General features: G+C 33.2%; 18 protein-coding genes. 6 read left to right on the forward strand and 12 right to left on the reverse strand.

Annotated elements, in window-relative coordinates; translation table 11 throughout:
* Positions 1 to 213 precede the first annotated feature (213 nt).
* Positions 214 to 2,319: a class 1b ribonucleoside-diphosphate reductase subunit alpha gene (nrdE, locus tag KA894_RS05910; protein ID WP_103373371.1), complete on the reverse strand. Its 2,106-nt coding sequence runs from the start codon at positions 2,317 to 2,319 to the stop codon at positions 214 to 216.
* Positions 2,282 to 2,680, reverse strand: coding sequence for a class Ib ribonucleoside-diphosphate reductase assembly flavoprotein NrdI (gene nrdI, locus KA894_RS05915; RefSeq protein WP_096810703.1), 399 nt, complete (start codon positions 2,678 to 2,680; stop codon positions 2,282 to 2,284). The genes nrdE and nrdI overlap by 38 nt, the downstream gene beginning before the upstream one ends.
* 704 nt (positions 2,681 to 3,384) lie before the next feature.
* On the opposite strand from nrdI, the gene KA894_RS05920 reads away from it, so the two are divergent.
* The 5 genes from KA894_RS05920 to KA894_RS05940 all read left to right on the forward strand — a co-directional run bounded on the left by KA894_RS05920 (position 3,385) and on the right by KA894_RS05940 (position 9,605).
* Positions 3,385 to 4,272 (forward strand): DMT family transporter, encoded by an 888-nt coding sequence (locus KA894_RS05920; protein ID WP_210133832.1) that lies wholly within the window; start codon positions 3,385 to 3,387, stop codon positions 4,270 to 4,272.
* 13 nt (positions 4,273 to 4,285) lie between these two features.
* Positions 4,286 to 4,786 carry a preQ(1) synthase gene (gene queF / locus KA894_RS05925; protein ID WP_096810705.1) on the forward strand — a complete coding sequence of 167 codons (501 nt, stop codon included), beginning with the start codon at positions 4,286 to 4,288 and terminating at the stop codon, positions 4,784 to 4,786.
* 416 nt (positions 4,787 to 5,202) lie between these two features.
* Entirely contained in the window at positions 5,203 to 6,717 is a 1,515-nt protein-coding gene (locus tag KA894_RS05930; protein ID WP_096810706.1) for a peptide MFS transporter, read from the forward strand.
* Positions 6,718 to 7,017: 300 nt separating this feature from the next.
* On the forward strand, positions 7,018 to 8,526 hold the full coding sequence (locus KA894_RS05935) for a peptide MFS transporter (RefSeq protein WP_096810707.1): 1,509 nt from the start codon (positions 7,018 to 7,020) through the stop codon (positions 8,524 to 8,526).
* A 137-nt stretch (positions 8,527 to 8,663) separates the two neighbouring features.
* Complete coding sequence (locus KA894_RS05940) at positions 8,664 to 9,605, forward strand: diacylglycerol/lipid kinase family protein (RefSeq protein ID WP_096810708.1); 942 nt, start codon at positions 8,664 to 8,666, stop codon at positions 9,603 to 9,605.
* Between the two features lie 190 nt (positions 9,606 to 9,795).
* On the opposite strand, the gene KA894_RS05945 is transcribed toward KA894_RS05940, so the two are convergent.
* The 6 genes from KA894_RS05945 to KA894_RS05970 all read right to left on the reverse strand — a co-directional run bounded on the left by KA894_RS05945 (position 9,796) and on the right by KA894_RS05970 (position 18,257).
* Positions 9,796 to 10,344 (reverse strand): 5' nucleotidase, NT5C type, encoded by a 549-nt coding sequence (locus KA894_RS05945; RefSeq protein WP_096810709.1) that lies wholly within the window; start codon positions 10,342 to 10,344, stop codon positions 9,796 to 9,798.
* 228 nt (positions 10,345 to 10,572) lie between these two features.
* Entirely contained in the window at positions 10,573 to 11,628 is a 1,056-nt protein-coding gene (gene hisC, locus KA894_RS05950) for a histidinol-phosphate transaminase (RefSeq protein ID WP_096810710.1), read from the reverse strand.
* A gap of 193 nt (positions 11,629 to 11,821) precedes the next feature.
* Entirely contained in the window at positions 11,822 to 13,336 is a 1,515-nt protein-coding gene (locus tag KA894_RS05955) for an ABC transporter permease/substrate-binding protein (RefSeq protein ID WP_096810711.1), read from the reverse strand.
* Positions 13,333 to 14,295, reverse strand: a complete 963-nt coding sequence (locus tag KA894_RS05960) for an ABC transporter ATP-binding protein (RefSeq protein WP_096810712.1) — start codon at positions 14,293 to 14,295, stop codon at positions 13,333 to 13,335. The genes KA894_RS05955 and KA894_RS05960 overlap by 4 nt, the downstream gene beginning before the upstream one ends.
* Before the next feature lie 289 nt (positions 14,296 to 14,584).
* Positions 14,585 to 16,363: a DNA helicase RecQ gene (gene recQ, locus KA894_RS05965; protein WP_119488013.1), complete on the reverse strand. Its 1,779-nt coding sequence runs from the start codon at positions 16,361 to 16,363 to the stop codon at positions 14,585 to 14,587.
* A gap of 13 nt (positions 16,364 to 16,376) precedes the next feature.
* A complete protein-coding gene (locus KA894_RS05970; RefSeq protein WP_103372534.1) occupies positions 16,377 to 18,257 on the reverse strand; it encodes an ABC-F family ATP-binding cassette domain-containing protein in 1,881 nt (626 codons plus the stop codon).
* 112 nt (positions 18,258 to 18,369) lie between these two features.
* On the opposite strand from KA894_RS05970, the gene KA894_RS05975 reads away from it, so the two are divergent.
* Positions 18,370 to 19,188 carry a ZIP family metal transporter gene (locus tag KA894_RS05975; protein ID WP_103372535.1) on the forward strand — a complete coding sequence of 273 codons (819 nt, stop codon included), beginning with the start codon at positions 18,370 to 18,372 and terminating at the stop codon, positions 19,186 to 19,188.
* Positions 19,189 to 19,650: 462 nt separating this feature from the next.
* On the opposite strand, the gene ltaS is transcribed toward KA894_RS05975, so the two are convergent.
* The 4 genes from ltaS to KA894_RS05995 form a co-directional block, all read right to left on the reverse strand.
* Positions 19,651 to 21,591, reverse strand: a complete 1,941-nt coding sequence (gene ltaS, locus KA894_RS05980; RefSeq protein ID WP_096810716.1) for a polyglycerol-phosphate lipoteichoic acid synthase LtaS — start codon at positions 21,589 to 21,591, stop codon at positions 19,651 to 19,653.
* A 955-nt stretch (positions 21,592 to 22,546) separates the two neighbouring features.
* Positions 22,547 to 23,551: a 5-oxoprolinase subunit C family protein gene (locus tag KA894_RS05985; RefSeq protein WP_103373317.1), complete on the reverse strand. Its 1,005-nt coding sequence runs from the start codon at positions 23,549 to 23,551 to the stop codon at positions 22,547 to 22,549.
* The gene (locus tag KA894_RS05990; RefSeq protein WP_096810718.1) at positions 23,539 to 24,246 is read right to left on the reverse strand and encodes a 5-oxoprolinase subunit B family protein; all 708 of its coding nucleotides are present in this window, start codon (positions 24,244 to 24,246) and stop codon (positions 23,539 to 23,541) included. The genes KA894_RS05985 and KA894_RS05990 overlap by 13 nt, the downstream gene beginning before the upstream one ends.
* A complete protein-coding gene (locus KA894_RS05995) occupies positions 24,243 to 24,422 on the reverse strand; it encodes a hypothetical protein (RefSeq protein ID WP_157772557.1) in 180 nt (59 codons plus the stop codon). The genes KA894_RS05990 and KA894_RS05995 overlap by 4 nt, the downstream gene beginning before the upstream one ends.
* Positions 24,423 to 24,472: the final 50 nt, after the last annotated feature.

A 24,472-nucleotide genomic window follows, 5' to 3' on the forward strand; every position in this document is an offset into this window, starting at 1 on the left:
ATATTTAATTAATAAGTGACTTACAGAAAACGGGGCAGAAATCTAGATTTAAATCTAGATTTCCTCCCCTTTGCAAAAAGAATAAATTTCGAAAAACTCGGTATATATTACTTTGAAATTCATTCTCTTAATACACTTTAACTTTACCTACTTAAAGCATATGCTATTTCCATTCTTATCAACGCTCGTTATCATTAATACAAAAGTTACATTTTATATTGAACAGCTCGTACATTCTTCAACACTTAATAATTTATTTCTAGTGTAATATAAAGATTTCAATCCTTTATGATGCGCATAAACGTATAATCTAGATAATTCACGTGTAGATATTTCTGAATTAACATAAAGAATTGTAGAAATGCCTTGATCCACATGTGTTTGAATCGTTGCAATTAAATCAATTAGCTTCATTTGATCAGTGTTAAATGCTGATTTATAGTACCACATTGTTTCTGGTGATAGGAATGGCATCGGATAAAATGTTTCCGCATTGCCATAAGTACGACGTTCAATTTGGTCTACAATAGGCATAACAGAGCTTGTAGCATTTTGCACATATGAAATACTTTGAGTCGGTGCAATCGCTAAACGATAAGCATGGAATAAACCGTGAGTTTCAACTTCTTTTTGCAATGCTTTCCAATCTTCAGGCGTTGGGATTTCTAAACCATCAAATAATTTACGTACTTTTTCGTATTTCGGTTCAAATGATTGCGAAGTATAAAATTCGAAATATTTTCCATTTGCATAATCTGACTTATCAAAGTCTTTAAACGTTTCCTGTCTTTCTTTTGCTATTTGCATTGATCTTTCAAGTGAATAGTAATTCATCATCATAAAGAATATATTAGCAAAATCTTTAGCTTCTTCCGACTCATAGCCAATTTTGTTTTTAGCAAGATAGCCATGTAAGTTCATAACACCTAAGCCGACTGAATGAAGCTCACTATTGGCTTTTCTAACGCCCGGCGCATTTTGTATATCAGCTTCGTCACTCACTACAGTCAACGCGTCCATGCCTGTATGCACTGAGTCTTTAAACTTCCCTGATTCCATAACGTTAACAATATTTAAAGAACCTAAGTTACATGAAATATCACGTTTAATTTCATCTTCCATACCATAGTCATTAATGATAGAAGTTTCTTGTAATTGGAAAATTTCAGTACATAAGTTGCTCATTTTAATTTGACCAATATTAGAGTTTGGGTGCACTTTATTAGCATTGTCTTTAAACATTAAATATGGATACCCAGATTGTAGTTGTGTTTGAGCAATCATATTTAACATTTCACGAGCATCTTTTTTCTTTTTATCAACATTTGGATTAGCAACTAAATCATCATAATATTCATCTAAATTAATATCATCTAGTGTAACACCGTACTCATTGTAAACTGTATGCGGCGCGAACATATGAAAATCTTTACCTTCTTTAGCTAAGTCAAAGAATTTTGAAGGTACGATTAATCCAGTAGAAATCGTTGATAAACGTAAGTCTTCATCTGCGTTCACTTTTTTAGTATCTAAAAATTCTTCAACATCGTAGTGGAAGATATTTAAATATACAGCACCCGCACCGGGACGTTGGCCTAATTGATCTGCATAACTAAAGCCGCCTTCAAGAGATTTTGCAACTGGTAAGACACCTTTGGCTACGCCTTTAATGCCTTTAATCGCTTCACCTCTTGCACGTAATTTAGATAAGTTAATCGCAACGCCGCCACCAATTTTACTCAATTGTTTAGCTGTGGAATCGATAAAGTTAATTGAATTTAAACTATCATCTACTTCCAATAAGAAACATGATACGAGTTCACCACGACGCGCACGACCAGCATTTAAAAATGTAGGTGTTGCTGGTTGATAACGTTGTTCAATCATAGCTGAAATAAGTTGTCTAGCTGTAGGTTTATGTCCATTTGCTAAATAAAGCGCGACAATGACAACATGTTGCTTGTAATCTTCTAAGAATTGAGATTTGTCATTTGTTCTTAATGCATAATCTTTAAAGAATTTACTAGCTGACATATAGCTTGCAAAACGAAACGGAATACTTTTAGCATAATCTGTAATTTCCACCAAATCTGCTTCAGCGTATTTTTCGAAAACATCAAAATAAAAGTCATTATCTACAAGATAACGAAGGCGTTCAATTTCACTATCAAAATAAATCGTTTTATCTTGAATTTCTTCTAAATAAACTGCTAACGCTTCTTGATCTTTTTCTAAATTAAAGAAACCATTCTCTTTACGCTTTGTAACCTCATTATTTAATTCAATATGATTGTATTTCTTCTCGTCCATAATCTTCATTGAAATTACCCACCTTCTCTTTAAATTCATTTACATCATTTGCTGTACCTTGTACTTCAAACTTCAATAGCAATGGAACTTGATAGCGTTCCGAAATAGATCGTCCAGCTTTCGCGAAATTTTGTCCCCAGTTACGATTTCCGCTTGCTGCAACAGCTTTTAATAAATCTTCATTTACATCTAAAAATGATTGAACTGGTTGGGGCACTTCACCAAATCCTATTGTTCCAGTGACCAAAACGAATGGCTCCTCTATTCTCTCAGAACAATTATTCTGCGTGAGTTCCATAACGTCAGTTAGTTCAGTTCGTTTAATAAATCTACGCACGTTGCCGGAAAATGAAAAATATACCACTTTCATTGGATCACCTTCTTTCTAAATAGACATATGTAAAATGGAAAATCGAAAGGCTTTCGAGGTATAATATTAATATGTTTTAAATGATTGAAGTAACCACTATATATAGTAACTTTTAATTCTATTAAGTAGGTATGTAAAAACTCAACATTTAAGTATTAATGCCTTATTTGTCATTATTCAAAGCCTAAAACTGTGTGATTTTACTTTAAATTTGATTTATTATAAATAAATTGACTGTCTATTGAAACACAATATATAGTGTTTCGTCTCTAACAGTAATACTATATTATGTGTTTCATTATACATAACTCATCGACTGATTAAAAGCCTTTAATTTATGACAAAATGATGAAAAGAGAATGAAAATGGCACCAATTCAACCTTAAAATCATTTTTTCATTGTTCAAAAATTTTTTTATCATTTTTAGAGTCACAATGCTTGCTTTTTTCAATTCTTCTGTAGCCCTTGATGTACGCACGTTGATCCATTCAATGTGGTATATTGCGTTTTATATATTTTATTTTTTAATTGATGATACTTTTAAATAGCTTCGAGCTTTTTTCTCATTTCAACCTCAACAAAAAGAACGTTTGTTCGTATTAGTAGCGTATTATATTTTTTCTCTCGTTTCAAGCATATATACATAATCTAATTAACTATGCTAATATAGATACGTTAAATTATTAAAATTGAGGCGATATATGTGAATCCAAAAATGAAAGGTATTATTGCTATTCTAATTTCTGCAATTGGCTTTAGCTTTATGTCTGTTTTTTTTAGATTAGCTGGAGATCTCCCTGTCTTTCAGAAGTCATTGGCTAGAAATTTAGTTGCAATGTTTATACCTTTATATTTTATTTTTAAATACAAACAACCGCTTTTTGGTAAATTAAGTAGCCAACCATTATTAATTTCTCGTTCTGCACTAGGATTAATTGGCGTACTATTAAATATATATGCAATTGACCATATGATTTTAAGTGATGCAGATACTTTAATGAAATTAAATCCTTTTTGGACTATTCTACTTAGTTTAATTTTCTTAAATGAAAAAGTTCGAAACTATCAATTTATTGCAATGATTGTAGCCATTTTTGGTATGTTATTCGTTGTAAAACCAGAATTTTCTTCATCAATGATACCAGCTATTGGTGGGTTATTCTCAGGTATTTTTGCTGCAAGTGCTTATACGTGTGTTCGCGCATTAAGTAATAGAGAAGCACCTTATACAATTGTATTTTACTTTTCATTCTTTTCTATTATAGTGCTCATTCCATTTACAATGTTCACATTCGAACCAATGTCTACTATGCAAGTCATTTATTTGATAGGCGCTGGACTAGCGGCGGCAGCTGGCCAAATTGGTATTACCTTAGCATATAGTTTCGCGCCAGCTAAAGATATTTCAATATTTTCGTATGCGTCTATTATCTTCACAGCATTATTTGGCTTTATTTTATTCGGAGAATCTCCAGATTTCTATGCCATTCTAGGTTACGCTATTATCATAGGTGCAAGTTATTACATGTTTGAAAAAGCAAGACGTCAACCATTAACAATTCAAAAAAAAGAACAAAAATCTAAATATTAAAGGAGCGCGTATTATGTCTGAAGGACGCAATCAAGAAGATTTAACTGATATTACTTTACTAGGAAACCAAAACAATAAATATGATTTCGATTATCGCCCAGATGTTTTAGAGTCTTTCGATAACAAGCATCAAGGCCGTGATTATTTTGTTAAATTTAATTGCCCTGAATTTACATCTTTATGCCCTATTACAGGTCAACCCGATTTTGCTACAATTTATATTTCTTATATACCAAACGTTAAAATGGTAGAATCTAAATCTTTAAAATTATATTTATTTAGCTTCAGAAATCATGGTGACTTTCATGAAGATTGTATGAATATTATTATGAATGACCTTATCGAGTTAATGGATCCGCATTATATTGAAGTTTGGGGTAAATTCACCCCTCGCGGTGGCATCTCTATTGATCCTTATACAAACTATGGTCGTCCTGACTCTAAATACGAAAAAATGGCTGAACATCGTTTGATGAATCACGATCTTTACCCAGAGAAAATAGATAACCGTTAAAATAATATGAATAAGTAAACAAAATTGAACTCATATTTTAAATTAGTTTCGAGAGATTATCGCGGCAGAGGTGGCTAAAAACAGAAAGTTAAGTTATGCCCTTACACACGCTTAGGCTCATGCATAAACACTACTAGCTCAGGAATCAGGAATCCAAGAACCAAGACTCTTGAGTAAAAAATAGTACGTTAAAAATAGTTTTTAGAAAAGATAGTTTACATTTTAATTTTAGTCATCTACTGACTATACAATATTTATGGCCGAGACATTATGATTTACGTCTCGGCTTATTTTTTTCATCTCAGTTCATTTAACTATCGAATTCCTTGAATATATTTTAATTTATTTCATATTATACTTGTTATTTGAATAAATACAGTATAGAATGTATCCAATCGTTAAAGGGGAGGGAAATTATGAAGAAAACTAATTATACGCACGAAGAAATTATGAAAGATATTCCAAACAAAGGTTTCTTCGGGCATCCAAAAGGGCTAAGCACTTTATTCTTCACTGAATTTTGGGAGAGATTCAGTTACTATGGTATGAAGGCCATTTTAATTTACTACTTATATTACACAGTAGCAGATGGCGGTTTTGCGTTACCACAAAGCGTTGCCATGCAAATTGTTGCAATATACGGTACGTTAATTTATATGTCAGGCATTATCGGGGGTTGGATTGCAGACCGAATTACTGGTACCCAAAATGCGGTCTTCTACGGTGGATTCCTCATCATGATTGGCCATATTTTACTGTCATTACCGAATAATTTAACAGTTGTACTTATCGCTTTAGGCGTAATTATTGCCGGCACCGGATTACTAAAACCAAATATTTCAACAACTGTCGGAGAATTGTATGAACGAAATGATGTTAGAAGAGACGCAGCGTTCACTTTATTTTATATGGGGATCAACTTTGGTAGTCTATTTGCGCCATTAATCACAGGCTATTTACAAACTAGAATCAGTTTCCATGCTGGTTTTTTAGCAGCAGCCATTGGTATGTTCTGTGGGTTAGTAGTTTACGCATTAAAACGTAAAAAATATCTAGGTCTTGCAGGTCGTAATGTACCAAAACCGTTAACTAAACCAGAAATCAAAAAATTCACCTTAATTACTACTGTGGTCATCGTATTGTTTTTAATCTATTTATTTATACTACATTTAAACGACGCACTTACATTAGGTAACTTTAGCTTCTTAATCACAATTTTAGGGATTGTGTTACCGATATACATATTTATCAATATGATTGTGAGTAAAGATGTTACGAAAGATGAACGTTCTCGTGTATACAGCTATGTACCATTATATATTACATCTGTTGCATTTTGGATGATTCAAGAACAAGGAGCGACGATACTTGCAACATTTGCTGATAAAAAAACACAATTAGAAATGTCAGTGTTAACCAATGGATTAATTGATTTTTCAATACCAGCTTCATGGGCGCAATCATTAAACCCAATTTTTATTGTGCTATTAGCACCAGTGTTTGCAACATTATGGATGAAGTTAGGTAAACGTAACCCACCTACAGTTCATAAATTTGCTTACGGTGCTATTATCGCTGGTTTTTCATATTTAATCATGATAATCCCGTTGGCAACGGGTAACGAGTTAGTCAATCCATTATGGCTCGTATTAAGTTTCTTATTAATTACCATCGGCGAATTATGCATATCACCTGTCGGTTTATCAACTACTACGAAACTTGCACCACTCACTTTTACTGCACGTATGATGAGCTTATGGATGTTAAGTAATGCCACAGCTCAAGGCCTTAACGCTCAACTTGTTGTTGTATACACAAAAATAAATCAAAGTGATTACTTTATGTACTCAGGTTTAGTTGCCGTAGTCATTGGTGTTATTCTGTTGTTCATTTCTCCAATAGTAAAACGCGCAATGAAAGGTGTTTACTAATTATTGGTATATAAAGTGTGGCGTCAAATTGAATATAGCGTTATATCATAAATTTCAATTCAAGCTTCAATAATAGGCAAAGCAAAAAAATCATTTTTGCTTTGCCTATTTTTTTGTAACTATACTATTTAATAACTTTAATTTATATGAATATAAATTTATTATTATATTCCCTACATAAATAACTGAATATTTTGAATATTGTTGTTTTGAGAATATTATTGCAATTTAATTTGATTAAGCGTAAAATCATTTTTATACATTCTTATTGGGAGCAAGAAAGGACGGGGAATGTTGCTTATGCAAAATCAAGATAAAGCCCATGAACAAGCTGTTCAATCTATTCCACAGAAAGGATTTTTTGGACACCCTAAAGGGCTAGGCGTTTTATTCTTTGTTGAATTTTGGGAGAGGTTCAGCTACTACGGTATGCGTGCCCTACTTATTTTCTATATGTATTTCGCTATTAAAGATGGCGGATTAGGTATGGACAAAGGCACTGCTCAGTCTATTATGGCTGTATATGGTGCGTTAATTTATATGACATCTGTGCTTGGCGGATGGATTTCCGATAGGATTACTGGTACACGTGCTGCAACGTTTTATGGTGGTGTGCTCATTATTATCGGTCATATTTTCTTAAGCTTACCTTTAGATATTGCTGGATTATTTATTTCTATGTTCTTCATTATCGTAGGTTCTGGTTTAATGAAACCAAGTATTTCCAATATTGTTGGCAGATTGTATCCAGATAGAGATACACGTATCGATGCTGGATTTGTTATATTCTATATGTCAGTGAACTTAGGTGCATTAATTTCACCAATTATCTTAGATCAATTCGTGCAAACTGGTAATTTCCATGGTGGTTTCTTAATCGCTGCAATTGGTATGGCACTTGGACTTGTTTGGTATATGTTTTTTAACAAAAAAAATATTGGGCCAATCGGTACAAAACCATCAAATCCATTAAGCAAAAGTGAGAAAAAGAAATATGGACTTTTATTTGCCGCTATCATCGTTATTATAGCAGTGGTGGTATTAATTACTGGATTAACAGGTACACTGTCATTTAGCTTAGTCAGTACAACTGTACTTATACTAGGTGTAGCGTTACCTATCATTTATTTCACAATTATGATTCGAAGCAAAGAAGTAACTGATGACGAGCGTTCAAGAGTTATTGCGTTTATACCTTTATTTATTCTTGGTGTTGTATTCTGGTCAATTCAAGAACAAGGCGCTAACGTACTTAACTTATTTGCTTTTGAAAGCAGTGATATGAAATTAAATATATTTGGATGGACAGCAGACTTTGGTCCTGCACTTTTCCAATCCATTAACCCATTATTTATCGTGTTGCTCGCGCCAGTTGTTTCACTCATATGGGCTAAAATGGCTCGACGCCAACCAAGTCTTGCAACAAAATTTGTTTTAGGTGCACTGTTAGCCGGCGCTTCTTACATAATGATTGGCTCTATCGGTCATGCTTCAGGCGGTGCATCGATCAGCGTTAACTGGGTTATTTTATCTTATATCATTTGTGTCATTGGTGAGCTATGTTTATCACCAACTGGTAACAGTGCAGCAGTAAAACTTGCACCAAAAGCTTTCAACACACAAATGATGAGCTTATGGTTATTAACTAATGCTTGTGCTCAAGCAATTAACGGAACTTTAGTTAAATTAATTGATCCCCTTGGTTACAAAAACTATTTCTTACTCTTAGGTTGCATCGCAATCGTAGTCAGCTTAATTATTTTAGCTTTTGTACCAAAAATTGTAAAAGGCATGCGTGGCATTAAATAATAAGTTCGAGGGAGCGGTACAAAAATCACTTTTTCCTAAAATGATTTTTGACCTGCTCCTTCTTTTTATATTTACATCTAGTAAATTTGGGGTAAAGTTTAGGAGAAAACAAAATTCAAAGGAATATGGTGACTCAATTGGAAAGTAATAAATTCAAACACGGTGTCTTATTTTATCATGAACAAAGCGGTATTAAAGATATTTATAGAGGATTAGGAGATGTTGCAACGTCGTTAACTACATTTTGCAAACATCTTTCTATACAATTAAGTGAAAATGAAGGAGATATTATTCAATATTGTCAAAAGATTAAAAACCAAAGTTACAGTGATGATGTTGATATTATCTTTATTCTAGGTGGAGACGGGACAATAAATGAATTAGTAAACGGCATCATGCAACATGAATTGGATGTCCCTATCGGTATTATCCCTGGTGGTACATTTAATGACTTTGTTAAAACGTTAAACATAAGCCCACGTCATAAAACCGCTAGCCAACAACTTATCCAATCAGAGTTGCAATCCTACGATGTTATGAAAATTAATGACCAATACGCATTAAACTTTGCGGGATTGGGACTCATTGTGCAAAATGCTGAAAATGTTCAAAACGGTAACAAAGATCTCTTTGGTAAATTGAGTTATGTAAGTTCTACTGTTAAAACATTGCTTAACCCAGAACACTTTGACTACAAATTGACAGTAGATGATACAGTCATTGATGGTAATACAGCGATGCTTGTCGTTGCAAATGGCTTATTCATAGGTGGCAGTCGCATACCTTTAACAGACCTTTCTCCTAATGATGGGTATTTAAATTTATTTATTTTTGAAGAACATAGTTCAAGCGTCCTAAGTGATATATTTAAACAAAGAGACAGCATGAATTGGAATCATATGACAGACGGTATTCAACATCTCTTATCTAAAAAGATATCCATAGAAACTGAACCTCAAATAAAGGTCGATATCGATGGAGAAATTGCATTGAAAACGCCCATTAATATTGAAATAATACCTAACGCAATTAAAATTTTAACCTTGCCTGCTAATAAAAAAGAACAATATGATGATTAAACTTATTATCACATTAACAAGAGCGATAAAAACATCTACATTACAGATTGTTTCATCGCTCTTTGTTTGAGTTAGATAATAAATATCTTATAAAAAGTTAAATTTCTGTTTAACTGATATCTATTTGACTGGTTATAAAAAACTTCTATTTCTAGATAATGATTTATAACTACTTTTTATCTTGTCTATCTTAAATGTTATATTCGCTATCGCCTAAGAAATATTGCTCCACATCATACCAATTATTCACCCGTGTAAACCTGTCATCATTCACGTTATGTGAAGCTGTGTACATGATTGATTTACCAGTAAATATCGCGAGTTGGCGCGGATTGTCATCGATTAAATAATCTGCATTAACGATATCTTTGCGACCGCAAAATACAAAATGCTGTGGGTCTAAAAACGGAAAATATTCTCTTAACCATGCATACTTGTCATGAAATGAAGTCGGGACATCCATCGCAGCAGTAGCAATAAATACATCGTAATGTTCAGTAAGTTTTTTAACTACTTTTTGCGAATGTGCCATTACTTTTAATTTTTTGAAAAAACCTGGCTCGCGTAAAATTTCATGTAGTAAGCCATCATGTTCTGGCATTGCGTGTCTTAATTTCTTGCCATCTAACATGTCATACGTAATTCCCAAATCTGTACGTTTATTTACATCTTCAATAAGTGCGCCTACTGTATCAGCAAGCACTTCATCCATATCAATAGCAATTGATTTTCTTGTCATCTAATACTCTACTCCCTTTTAAAATCTCATTCCTCAATTATTCTAATGTGCTAATCTTGTATCCTATCACATTATTGCGCTATGAATCACTAACAGTATAGCAAAAAACGCTCAACTAAACCAAATTTATATATAGCTTTCTCATATAATCTTACAGCAATTATATATCTATACTATGGCGTTAATATATTTGAGTTCGTTGAGCGTTTTATTTTTATATTTAAAGTTTTATAGATTAAAGTTATTTAAAACTTCAATCATTTTATCATTTTGTTCTGGGAATCCTATTGTAATTCTAACACCGTTAGGAAATTCTCTTGTAATACATCCTACTTTTAATAATGCTTCATATAATTCGTGTGGCTTAGATGTATGCACAAAAATGAAATTCGTTTGACTTGGGTTTAATCGATCACTTTTCACTAAATTAAAAAATTTAGTTCTTTCTCGTGCATTTTTTTCACGAATAGAAGTTAAATAATCTTGGTCTGCCAATGCTGCTAGTGCAGCATGTTCTGATAGACGCCCTACGTTAAATGGTGGACGAATGATATTCCATTTCTCAATAGCTTCTTGGGCAGCAACAACATAACCGATACGCATACCTGCTAAGCCATATGCTTTAGAGAAAGTTCTAAGTAAGAAGGCATTCGAGAATGCTTCTTGTAATGCTAATGAATTAGGAAAATCTTCAGCCGTTACGAATTCGACATAAGCCTCATCAATAATTACTGGAATATGACTTGGCACACGTTCTAAGAAACTTTTTAATTCATTATGTGTAAAATATGTACCAGTAGGGTTGTTCGGATTACATAGCCATACTAATTTGGTATTATCGTCAACTTCGGATAAGATACCTTCTAAATCAAATCCGCCTTCTTTTAAAGGTACTTGCACAACGTCTGCCGATTCTACAATTGCATTATGATAATATTGGCCAAAAGTCATCTCACTTGTGACGATTTTATCCCCTGCTGTTAGCACAGCACGCGAAATCATCAATATAACTTCATCTAGCCCTGCGCCAAATAAAATACGTGCAGGATCAACGTTTAAATGCTTACTTATTGCTTCTTTAATTAACGGAGAACCCGTTTCAGGGTAAAATTGCAATTCATCTAAATGATTTTTAATTGCTTCTTTTACTTTTGGAGATGGTCCATACAAGTTTTCGTTAGAGGCTAATTTATACAACTCACCTTCAATCCCGTATTGTTCTTTTAATGCTCTAGGTGATAAGCCTGGTTGGTATGCTGATAATTGTTCAATTTGTTTTTTCATTGTTAGTTCGGGCCTCCTTAAATTTACAGAAATTTCAAAACTTAGTAACTATTATAAACCTTATGCCTATTGAAAATCAATGCGCCTTTATTTATAAAACCAGAGTTGTACACCAAAAATAAATACAAGTTCAAATGAACCCGCTTATTTTCTAGCTAATAAAGGTTTCATTGAACTTGTATATATCTATGAGTTAATCCACTAAATCATGTTTTTCTAGATAATTTTTCGCTACCTGATATGGATCTTGTTTTTTTACTGTAACTTCATAATTCATTTGTTGCATATCTTCATCAGAAATTTTATCTTCCAGTTTATTCAGTGGTGCTTTTATTTCAGGATGAGATTCTAAATACGACGTTTTAAACATTGGAGCGCCTTGATATGGAGGGAATACTTTTTTATCATCCTCTAGTATAACCATATCATATTGCTTTAACTCAGCATCAGTTGAATATGCGTCTATTAAATTAATATCGCCGCTTTCAACTGCTTGATATCTTAATTTTGGTTCCATTGTCTTCGCTTTACCAACATTTAAATCATATGCTTTTTTAACTGCTGGATAGCCATCACTACGGTCGTTAAACTCTAACGTAAAACCAGGTTTAATCTGATCGCTCACTTTATTCAAATCACCTATTGTTTTGAGGTCATGTTTTTCTGCAAAATCTTTTTTTACCGCTAATGAATAAGTATTATTGTATTTCATTGGCTTCAACATTGTTATATCATATTTATCTTCTAAACTCGATTTAGCTTGATTATATACTTTATCTTCTTGCTTAGATTTTAAATCTTCTTTCGTTAATTCTCCAAGCACAGTTCCTGTAAATTCTAGATAACCATCGATATCATCAGATTTCAATGCGTTGAAAAGGAATGTGGTTTTCCCCATACCATCTTTAACTTCAACTGTGTTATCTGTTTCATCTTCAATTAAAATCTTATACATATTTGTAATTACGGATGGTTCTGAACCAAGTTTACCTGCTAATGTAATCTTATCACCTTTTTGTGCAAGCATTGGTCCAACAATAACTAATAGCAATATGACGACCATTGAACCGAGAGAAATAAGTAATTTTTTGTAAGAAATTTTTTGCATATAACGCAGAACTAAATCAAATAGGATCGCTAATAAAGCGGCAGGAATAGCACCAATGATTATAAGTGATGTATCATTTCTATCAATACCTAAAAGAATTAAATCACCTAAACCCCCAGCACCTATTAAAGCTGCCAACGTAGCAGTTCCTATTATAAGCACCATAGCCGTTCTAATACCTGCCATAATTACTGGGGTCGCTAATGGTAATTCTACTTTCGTTAGTCTTCGCCCTGGTTTCATACCGATACCTTTTGCAGCTTCTATTAGTGAGCTATCTACCTCACTAATGCCTGTATATGTATTTCTTAATATCGGCAATAATGCATAAACAACTAATGCAATGACTGCGGGAACCTTCCCAATGCCAAACAATGGTATCATCAACCCTAATAATGCTAATGATGGTATTGTTTGCAATACTGCTGCAATATTCATCACAATTTCAGAGATCTTATCTGTTTTTGTTAGCAAAATACCAAGTGGAACACCAATTACTGCAGCGATAAGTAGCGCGATAAAAGATATCTGTATATGTTCTAATATCGTAGTTAATAATTGTCCCTTACGGTCTAAAAGCGTATTGATCAATTCATTCATTTATCACTACCCCCCGTACGTTTCGACAGATATTGGAACATATCTTCTCGTTTAAGCACATGTTGTGTAGCAGTCGCTTCATCGTCAATAATAATAGCTTCATGGTTTGCCAAATCACTATAAATATTTTTAACTGATTGATTACTACTAACAATTGGATACCCTTGTGTTGCCTCTGATTCACTAATCGTTAAATCACCGATAAGTTCTGATAATTTGATATCTTTTTCTATTTTTGGCACTTTATCCCCAATAAACTGTTTTACAAAATCACTTTTAGGATGGTTAACCATATTTTCTGGAGTATCTATTTGTTCGACATGTCCTTTGTCTAACAAACAAATTCTGTCACCCAGTTTCATGGCTTCTTGTATATCATGCGTTACGAAAACAATTGTTTTTTTAATTTTTTGTTGTAATTCAATTAAGTCATCTTGCAGCTTCTCTCTACTGATTGGGTCTAGGGCACTATACGGTTCATCCATTAAAATAACTGGAGGATCAGCCGCTAAAGCACGCACTACACCAACACGTTGTTGTTGGCCTCCTGACAACTCATCCGGTTTTCTATCTTTGTATACTTCTGGTTCTAATCCGACCATATCCATTAATTCATCTATACGTTTATCAATATCTGCTTCTTTCCATTTTTTCATTTGCGGTACTTGTGCAATATTTTCTTTGATGGTTAAATGGGGGAACAATGCGATTTGTTGTAACACATAACCTATGTCCCAGCGCATTTCATAAACAGGGTAATCACTTATCGGTTTATCTTTGAAATAAATATACCCTTCTGTTAATGAAATTAAGCGATTGATCATTTTTAGCGTGGTCGTTTTTCCACAACCTGAAGGACCAATTAAAACAAAAAATTCACCCTCGTCTATATTAAAACTGAGATTATCTACAGCTGTTTTATCCCCATAACGTTTTACTACGTTTTTAAATTCTATCACTTTGTCACCCTCACTCTATTCATAGCACTTCACTATCTCTTTAAAATAAATACATATATTAATCACATAACCTATTTGCTAACAAGTTAATCTTATTATTTCTATAATCTAGTATAAAAAAGAAGTTAATTCTCAACTAACCAATATAACTATTGCATTTGTATTCGCATAGTATACCTATAGTTGTCAAATTAACTTCGCTTTTTCAATAATTCCAAAATAATAAATCTTAATATCATTAAAAGTAAGTATATACGTTTATATATTCGAAAAACAATTATCTGCTCAATTAGATTTGAGCTTTATATGATTGGATGGTATCTAAAAATATGGGGCAATAGTGTTTTAATTTATAACTTCCAACGCCATCAATCAATATCATTTCTTGTTTGGATTCTGGTTTTCTTTTTGCAAACTCTTCTAAAGTAAAATCTGAAAATATACTCACAGGTGGAATGTCTAATTTTTCACTTAATTGTTTACGAACATCAATCAATTCATCAAATAACGCACGGTCAACACCTTCAACTGTATTAATATTTACTTTTTCTTTTGATTTACGTTTAAACGGCGTCGTGTAAATCGCAACCTCATTATTCAATAATTCTTTAACAGAAACATCACAAATTAATATTTCATCATGTTCATTTAAAAACCCTTTAAATCGTAATTCGTCAATAAGATGGCTGAGTTCTGACGTTGTATAGTTTTTCATAATACCATGCGTTGACAATTGATTGTAATCACAGTAGCGAATGTAATCAGAATCTTCACCTCTTAAGACTTGTATGATAACACTATAACTTTCTTGTTGCTTCATACGCGCAATACAACTCACAATCATCTTAGCCTCATTAGTCATATCGTACGTTTTATTTTCCCTAACGCAGTTACTACATTGGCCACATTCTTCAAGTTTTTCATTTGGCTCAAAATAATGAACCAAGGTTGCTTCTAAACATTTTTTAGTCTTTGTATAGAGAAGCATTTTACTCAATTTTTCACCCATTTTTTCTTTATAGTCATCGTCTGCCTTCGATGATGAAATAAAGTACTGGTGCAAACCGATATCTCTATCACTGAATAAAAGAATACAATCACTTTTTAGACCGTCACGACCTGCACGGCCTGCTTCTTGATAATACGACTCTAAATCCCCAGGCATATTATAATGAATAACAAACCGCACATTGGATTTGTCAATCCCCATACCAAAAGCATTAGTCGCCACGACCACGCGAACACGGTCGTATACAAAGTCATTTTGTGCCGCTTCGCGTTCTTTATTTGATAAACCGGCGTGATAAATAGTGCTATTAACCTTATGATTCTCAAGCGCTTCGTGCAATTCTTCCACTTGTTTTCGTGTTGAACAATAAATAATACCTGCTTCTTTACTATGATCTGCAACGTATTCTAAAACAAATTTTTGTCGTTGATATGTAGGATTAACTTGAAACACTAAATTACGACGTTTCGTGCTTGTTTTAATTTCATCTTGTTTGTCGATATTCAAGCGATCCATAATATCTTTTTGCACTTCAATCGTGGCTGTTGCTGTCAGCGCTACAATTGTAAAATCTTGTGGTAAAGTAAAAACTTTGTGAATGACTTCTTGGTAACTTGGTCTAAAATCATGGCCCCATTTTGAAATACAGTGTGCTTCATCAAATGCGACCAGGTATATTTCTAACTGCTGTAACAAACGCATAAAGTAAGCATTGTCGAAGCGTTCCGGTGCGACATATAGGAATTGGATTTCTCCATTTTTTAATTGCGCTTCAATTTGTTTTTGTTGCTTTTGCGTCAAACTACTATTTAAATATGCTGCGTTAATACCCATGGCCTTTAATTGATCAACTTGGTCTTTCATCAACGAGATTAAAGGGCTGATTACGATTGTTGTGCCGCCTAACATTAATCCTGGTACTTGATAACAAATTGATTTTCCCCCACCAGTTGGTAAAACGCCAAGTACATTATGATGATCCATTACTTTAGTTATTATTTCTTTTTGACCTGGACGAAAGGTGTCATAGCCAAAATAATGTGATAACGTTGCTTCCATGTTATAAAATCCCTCATTGTTCTTTTAGTTCTTCAAGTTCGCTCCATCTTGTTATATCTGCTTCGTATAAAGCATTGAGTCTTTGTTGTTCTTCATTTAATTCTTTTACTTTAGCATAATCAGAACTTGCTTCTACCATTTCTTGCTCAATTGCTTCTAATCTATGCTCAGTTGTTTCAATACGTTCTATAATTGTTTCATATTCCTTTTTCTCTTTATAAGATAAACCTTTTTTCTGTTTCTTTTCATGCGTTGATTTGGCTTTCGTTTGTTGTTTTTCTTGCGCTTGTTGTTTTTCTAAATCTTTTTGGTACGCTTCATAATCTTCAAAACTGCCTATGATACGATCCATCTTTCCATCATGGATATACCAAAATTCTTGAGCAACTTTATTTAAAAAGTATCTGTCGTGGCTCACGGTGATTACAGTGCCACCAAAAGTAGCAATATAATCTTCTAAAATCGTTAAAGTTTCAGTATCTAAATCATTAGTTGGTTCATCTAATAATAAAACATTCGGTTGATGTACGAGTAATTTTAATAAATATAACCTCTTTTGTTCTCCACCAGATAGTTTATACACTTTCTTTCCATGTGTAGTACTTGGAAATAGGAAACGCTCTAATAGTTGTGTAACAGAAACTGCCGTGCCATCTTTTTCTTTAGCCACTTCACTCTCTTCTCTTAAGTAATCAATCATTCTAATATCTCTATCCATGCGCTCTTCGGTTTGTTTAAAATAAGCAATTTTGACAGTTTGACCAACTTTTAATACCCCTTCAAATGATTGGTCATCACCGTTTAAAATATTCAGCAATGTCGTTTTACCTGCACCATTGGGACCGACAATACCAATTTGTTGTCCATTTTTAATAATTTCAGTGATATGTTCAAATAACGTTTTATTGCCTATACATTTTGATATATCTTCAAGTTCGAATACCTGTTTTCCTAATCTTGAATATGCGAGATTTAAGGAAGCTTTATCTTGTTGGTGTTGATTTTTGACGTCTTCCTCTAAATCTTTAAAACGATTTTTTCGTGCTTGCTGTTTGGTAGAACGTGCCTTTACACCTGCACGCATCCATGCTAATTCTTGTTTATATAAAGCACGTTGTTTAGCTTGTTGTTTTTGTTCAATGACTTCATTTTCAGCACGTTGCGCAATGTAATCCTCATAATTACCAGGGTATGTTGTTAATTTACCACGATCTAATTCAATAATGCGGGATGATACTTCATTTAAGAAAAAACGATCATGTGTAACAAACAATACAGTGTGAGGGTATTGTTTTACATAATTAATTAACCAATTAATTGACTCAAAATCTAAATGGTTTGTAGGCTCATCTAATAATAATAAGTCAGGTTGTTCTATAAGTGTCTTCGCAAGCCCGACACGTTTTTGTTGTCCACCTGATAATGCTTTCACTTTTTTAGCTGTGTCATTGATGCCTAATTTTGATAGAATCGTTTTGATTTCAGCACTATAATCCCAAGCTTGATAATTATCCATCGCTTCCTGTGCTTGCATCATTTTTTGGAAATCTGTTTCACTCTGTGTCTCACTATAGCGTACTACGGCAGCTTCATAAGCGCGTATCACTTGAAGCGTCTTGGTTTCAGAAGTTAATACTGCTTCAAAAACGGTTAAATCATCTTGAAATTCTTGCTTTTGAGATGAATAACGTATGCGGTAAGCATTAGGGTGTGAGATTTCTGCTTCAAAATCTTCATCCAAACCCGCGATGACTTTCAATAACGTACTCTTTCCTGTACCATTTATGCCCACGAGTCCTATTTTCTCACCTTCAGAAATAGACAGATGTAAATCATCAAAAATGATTTTATCGGCATATGATTTATGTAAATGTTCAATTTTGTAGGCTTCCATCGTCCAACATCCTTTTTAATATCGAAAATTATAATGAATTCTGTTAAACTTAATTTCAGTTCTATATATTATACACCTTTTTGAACTCAAATGATACAAGGGAGCGTAGCTTATGTCGGATTTTTTCCAAGATTTACCTCCTTTTATCCAAGCATTAATTGCAGGTATCATCACTTGGTTACTTACTGCATTAGGTGCTGCAGCCGTTTTTATTTTCAAAAGAGTTAACGATAAAATACTTAATTCAATGCAAGGTTTTGCTGCAGGCATTATGATTGCTGCAAGTTTCTGGTCTCTACTACAACCCGCCATCAATTATGGTGCAGGATCAGCTTTTGCATGGGCACCAGCAGCTATCGGTTTTTTATTGGGCGGTTTTTTCATTCGCGCTTTAGATTTAGTTATTCCACACATACACCCAAACACCCAAGATACGAACCAATACCAAGAAGGTGTAGGAACTAAAAAACTCAATAAGAATACTTTGCTCGTATTAGCAATAACGTTACATAATATACCAGAAGGTCTCTCTATTGGTGTAGCTTTTGGAGGCGTAGTAGCTGGTAATGGGCAAGCAACGTTGTTAGGTGCACTTGGTTTAGCTATCGGTATCGGTATTCAAAACATTCCGGAAGGTGCTGCACTCTCTATGCCTATTAGAGCAGCTGGCGCTTCAAGATGGAAAGCTTTCAACTATGGACAGGCTTCTGCTATTGTTGAACCGATATTCGCTACTATAGGTGCTGCAGCCGTTCTATTCATTACGCCAATGTTACCATATGCACTTGCGTTTGCAGCTGGTGCTATGATATTTGTTGTTGTAGAAGAGCTTATCCCAGATTCTCAAGCTAGTAATAACACTGATTTAGCTACATTAAGCTTAATGTTAGGCTTTACAATTATGATGATTTTAGATGTTGCACTTGGATAAAGGAGTATTATGACAATACTTGAACAAAAGAACCGGGCTCAATTAGAGGGTTTTATTACACGCTTTGTTAGCCTGCTATGATATTGATAATTAATTTATTAACGTATGCAATAAATATCATTCTAGGTTTAATCACCTGCTTTCAATATCAAAGAAAGAAGAACTAGACAGAAATGACACTTTCTAAATAGGTTTCATTGTCCTCTTTGGCAAGAACGACTAGGATAAACGTTTAGATTAAGTGAATCGCATGAATGATTCATTTTTATAAGCGCATTTTCAGACCAGTCCACTTGCCCCAATAATACAAATGAGCCGGAGACATTGCACCTTATGTCTCCGGCTCATCTTTGTTTGTAAGATAGTTATGTAAACACACGTTTCAGTCAACCTGAGGAAAATGCCAGATAAAATATTAAGCCCCCATCCATTATTTAAATGGAATGAGGGCTTATCATTTAACTATTTTTTCTCTTGTCCTTTTGGTCCTGGTTCGTATTTATATTGGGATGGTTTGACTTTATCGAAATCGGGATTATCATAAAATCTCAATAAATCACCGTTAATCACGTCGTCACTCATTTCCAAGTCTTTTTCAGCTTGTTGTTTTCGTGCATCAAAATCGCTTGGTTTTTCAGTAACCGGTTCGTTATTCTTATTATCGTATATTCTACCATTTACATATTTATAGTCTTTGGTAACAAAATCACCATTTCTAAATGGTACTGTATCATTATGATCTTTTGATAATAAGTCCGTTCCCATCATTAAATAGTTTTTAGTGTCAATACCCATCAAATGGAGCAATGTAGGCATAACATCTGCTTGCCCAGCATATGTCTTATCTACAGTGCCTTCTTTACCAGGTATTTTCAACCAGAAGCCTGTGCGGTTTAAATCAGTGAACTTAGCTGGTGTAATCTCTTCACCTAATAATTTTTCCATTGCTTTGTTATGGTTTTCTGAAATACCATAATGGTCACCATAAATCATAATAACAGAATCATCATAGATGCCTTTCTCTTTCAATTCATTGACAAACTCTTCTAATGATTCATCTAAATATCTAGCCGTTTGTACATAACCATCTACAGTTGAATCTCCAGTATTTGGCTTATCAATTGACGCGTCTTCTGGCGATAACGTAAATGGATAGTGGTTCGTTAATGTGATTAAATGGCTATAGAAAGGTTCTTTTTCTTTCGCTAGGTAATTCGCTGACTCTTTAAAGAACTCTTTATCTTTTAGACCTAAATTTTCAAGATTTTCTTCAGACATGTCATAATAGGTCGCATCATAAAATTTATCGATACCAAAATGTCTGTATACTTGGTCACGATTCCAGAACGTTTTATAATCTCCGTGCATTACGCTTGATGTATAACCTTGTTGTTGATGTAAAATAGCTGGCAATGCTTGGTACGTATTATCACCTTTAAGTGAGAATGCTGAACCTTGAGGCAGTCCATATAAACTATTATCCATCGTGAACTCTGAGTCAGAAGTTTTACCTTGTCCTGTTTGATGGAAGAAGTTTGGATAATATCTATATCCTTCATTACCAGTTGAAAGTTTATTCAAGAATGGCGTTACTTCTTCTCCATTTACTTTTTTATTAATTAAGAACGTTTGGAAACTTTCTAAATGTATTTTAATCACATTTTTCTTTTTAGCCGCGCCAAAATATTCTTTGTTTGGCTCGGTTCTTTTTTGTTTTGTGTAATTCAATACTTTAGTTAAATCATCTTCATTGGCCAACGCTTTTTGTTGATTATTTTGAATTGTTTTCACACCATCATAAACTGTGAAATTATACGGGCCTAAGTATTTTACTAAGTATTTATGGTCAAATGTACGTGTTAATAATTCTGGACGATCTGATTCTGCAAAAGCAAGGTTCAGGAAGAACAATGCAACAGATGCTGCCATGATTACCGGGACAAACTTTTTACTAAACACCCGTTTATCTAACCATTTTTGTTTGAAAATTAATATAAATAAATAAATGATTGTATCAATAAAGTAAGCAAAGTCATACCATTTAAATGAAGCAGAAACAGCGCCTCCCATTGATTCAACATTCCCTACTTGGTTTAATGTACTAAATGTTAAGAAATCAGAGAAAAATCTAAAATACACTACATTTGCGTATAATAGGAAAGTTAAAAGAAAACCACCTATAAATATAAACCAAAAGGCTTTCTTACCTTTGAAAAATAAGAAAATACTCAATACTAAAGCGATTAAACTATATGGATTCATTAATAAGATTAAGTTTTGAACTAACCCTTTAACACCTAAAGAAAAATCAACATAGTATGAAAAATACGTTTTAGCAGTAACTGTTAAGACAGTTATGATAAAAAACGCAAAAAGAGTTAATTTCTTTTTGTGTAGACTCATGTTTGTTCCCCCGATATAAATTAATAAAAGTTGGTCCTAGTACCTAGTCCAATAAAATATATTTGTAATCATTGTTAGTTCGTAGTTAACATCTTCTAACTATACTTTTATCGTTATTTGCGAAAGTTAAAATTTATAAAAATATGGTTTACAATTTATATAGCTAAATTCAACCAAATCTCACTTATGAGTACTTGTTTCATCAATGATCAATTAATTCTATTAATTAAAAATATTTTCTAAAAATTTGTGAATTATAGGTGTTTTATTGTAAATTACGTTATTGTTCAGAATTATGATTGTTATTTACATCGCTTTTACTACTACTTTACCATGTAATATTTTTGTAATAAAACGATTATAGTTCAATTAATAAATATAAAGCAATTCTTAAGTAATATCAAGTAAAAACACACTTTTTTTCATAAAAAACCCCTATCAAAACCTTTTATGAAGGCATTGTTAAACGCGTATGAAAACAAGATTAAATTAAAGTAAAAAATTAAATTTCCTATATAATTATACGTGTTTCATGCGACGAATTAATCAGACTATGGACCTATTTAAATCAAAGAGGGATTATACCTATTGAGTTAAACAACCATTTAACATGAGTATACGTATAAAACGCTAGTTACACTTTAAATAAAAAGCCTGGAACATAAGCAATATCCCAGGCAATTTTTGGTATTGGCTCTCAAGCAATGAAGTGCTAATGTATTTATATAAGACTTTTAAAGCAAAACTTATATGTGAGCCCTAGCGCTTATATTCTTTTTTCTAGTTATGGTTGCTCAAATACCACAGCAAAACCATTCTATAAAATTTGATTTAGACTTGTCTCATTAGTATCAGCTATCGTAATATGATTTTAATTTCAATTTTGATGTGAGTTAAAATGTGATTGTAGTATTGCATTCGTGCGCAACTATATTCTATAAAGACACTACGTTAACTATTTTAACATCTCTAGTTGCATTCTATACTCAATTCCATGAAATAGTTGGTTTAACCAATTCGTATATTTTATTAGATTTTTTTCTGCAGTTTCGATATCTATAAATTGGAATTTCAATTTAGTTCCGGGATGTTTCTGCCCTAATTTTGTTAAATGATAACTTGCAACAGTTCCAATTTGGGGGTAACTCCCTAGTGTGTAGTGATCGTTTAATAAAATGATTGGGGTGCCATCTCTTTTCACTTGGATTGTTCCGATTTGAACAGATTGATGCGCCGGCATGTCTTCATAAAATGCTTTAACAGGCTGTCCCTCTACATACATCCCTACTCTATTCGCTTTACTTGTTACTTTATATTCTCCATAAGTGAATCGATTTAATGCATCTTGATCAAAATCTTCTGTACCTTTATTTTTAATGACATGGAACACATCTGACATATAGTTAAAAGAAAGCGCATAACCGTCTATACCCCAATTCGTTTGGTGCGTATGTTCAAGATTTTCAAAAAGTTTATAATGACGTTCTGTATAGTTACGTTTCATGTTGATTTCATCGCCTTTTTCTAATCTACGACCATGAAATCCTCCTATTTTAGACATAAAGTCTGTAGATGCAGACCCTAACCACTCGTCTAACTCGAAGCCCCCACCTACGGCTAAATAAACTCTTGAAGTACGTGTAGTTTCTGTAAATTCAAGCACGTCTCCTTTTTCCATTAAATAAAGTTTATTTGGTAAAACTTTTAATTGTTCTGTTTTAGCTTTAAAATTCCCACCGCTTAGTGCAATTAAAGTTGACTCAGTAAAACGAATACTAGCCATTCTGTTTGTCATTTCCAAAGTAGCTTCATTTTTATCATTAGCTACTAAACGATTAGCAATTTCGTGTGAGAGTGGATCTAAAGCACCTCCAGGAATCACGCCGTTATGTTCATAGCCTTTACGACCAAAATCTTGGAAACTAGAGAATAATCCTTCACTTTCTATTATGATTGACATGGTTCAAAGCCTCCTAAATCCAGTGCTTCCTCAGTAATTGCGTTAAACTGTACATTATCACCTAATTTTAGAGTAGTGAAATCTGATTGATGCGGGTTAAATAATTCAACTGGAGTATAACCGATGACTAGCCAATCTCCATACGTATCAATTGTAGTAATGCCTGTTTTTTTTCCTTCAATGATTACTGATCCTGCCGGGATAAAGACTTTTTTGCCCCCTGTATGATTTACAAATAAACGTTTATCCATACCAGTTAAATAGGGAAAACCAGGAGAATATCCCATCATTGACACAAAGTAGTTTGGAGCTGTATGCAATTTTACAAATTTATCAAAATCCATTTCATAATATTTTAATAAAGATGCTAAATCAGGCCCAAAATCACTCCCGTATACTACAGGTATTTGTATTGGGTCCGCCGTTTTTTCTACATGTTTAATTTCTAACTTTACAGATTGCAACAATGCTTTCATGTATAGAAATGGTGATTTTATGTTGTGATGTTTAATCATATCTCGCGCATCATAGCAAATCATCATATCAGACTCTGTCGGTACAATTTCTGTAATAAATGGATAGTTTTTATTAACAAGATATGTTTTTAATGCTAGTAGGTCTTCAGTTAAATCCTTAGAAACCTCTTTTTCTATAGAAACCACAATGGCTTGATCACCTTGACTGTATATCTTCATAAATTCACCTCATCTATTGTTTCTATCGATAAAATACATTCAATATCTGCGTTAAATATCTTATTATTTCTTTGACTAAAGCGTAAATAAATATCAACTGAATCGCGCATGATATAGTGACTATTAATTTTGTAATATAATATTTTTGCTGTTTCATTAAATAATTCGCGTGCCATTTAGTAAGCACACTTAGAATAATAATTAATAAAAACCATAGCACTATCAT

It is taken from the genome of Staphylococcus sp. GDY8P131P (genome assembly GCF_017891975.1).
In the GTDB taxonomy this organism is placed as follows: Bacteria; Bacillota; Bacilli; order Staphylococcales; family Staphylococcaceae; genus Staphylococcus; species Staphylococcus nepalensis.

Bases quoted from the DNA above. Each gene is read 5' to 3' on its own strand.
- hisC (WP_096810710.1), bottom strand. From the start codon at position 11,628: ATGAAAAAACAAATTGAACAATTATCAGCATACCAACCAGGCTTATCA.
- queF (WP_096810705.1), top strand. From the start codon at position 4,286: ATGTCTGAAGGACGCAATCAAGAAGATTTAACTGATATTACTTTACTA.
- recQ (WP_119488013.1), bottom strand. From the start codon at position 16,363: ATGGAAGCAACGTTATCACATTATTTTGGCTATGACACCTTTCGTCCA.
- ltaS (WP_096810716.1), bottom strand. From the start codon at position 21,591: ATGAGTCTACACAAAAAGAAATTAACTCTTTTTGCGTTTTTTATCATA.
- KA894_RS05970 (WP_103372534.1), bottom strand. From the start codon at position 18,257: ATGGAAGCCTACAAAATTGAACATTTACATAAATCATATGCCGATAAA.
- KA894_RS05935 (WP_096810707.1), top strand. From the start codon at position 7,018: ATGCAAAATCAAGATAAAGCCCATGAACAAGCTGTTCAATCTATTCCA.
- nrdE (WP_103373371.1), bottom strand. From the start codon at position 2,319: ATGAAGATTATGGACGAGAAGAAATACAATCATATTGAATTAAATAAT.
- KA894_RS05930 (WP_096810706.1), top strand. From the start codon at position 5,203: ATGAAGAAAACTAATTATACGCACGAAGAAATTATGAAAGATATTCCA.
- KA894_RS05955 (WP_096810711.1), bottom strand. From the start codon at position 13,336: ATGAATGAATTGATCAATACGCTTTTAGACCGTAAGGGACAATTATTA.
- KA894_RS05990 (WP_096810718.1), bottom strand. From the start codon at position 24,246: ATGAAGATATACAGTCAAGGTGATCAAGCCATTGTGGTTTCTATAGAA.
- KA894_RS05985 (WP_103373317.1), bottom strand. From the start codon at position 23,551: ATGTCAATCATAATAGAAAGTGAAGGATTATTCTCTAGTTTCCAAGAT.
- KA894_RS05975 (WP_103372535.1), top strand. From the start codon at position 18,370: ATGTCGGATTTTTTCCAAGATTTACCTCCTTTTATCCAAGCATTAATT.
- KA894_RS05945 (WP_096810709.1), bottom strand. From the start codon at position 10,344: ATGACAAGAAAATCAATTGCTATTGATATGGATGAAGTGCTTGCTGAT.
- nrdI (WP_096810703.1), bottom strand. From the start codon at position 2,680: ATGAAAGTGGTATATTTTTCATTTTCCGGCAACGTGCGTAGATTTATT.
- KA894_RS05995 (WP_157772557.1), bottom strand. From the start codon at position 24,422: ATGGCACGCGAATTATTTAATGAAACAGCAAAAATATTATATTACAAA.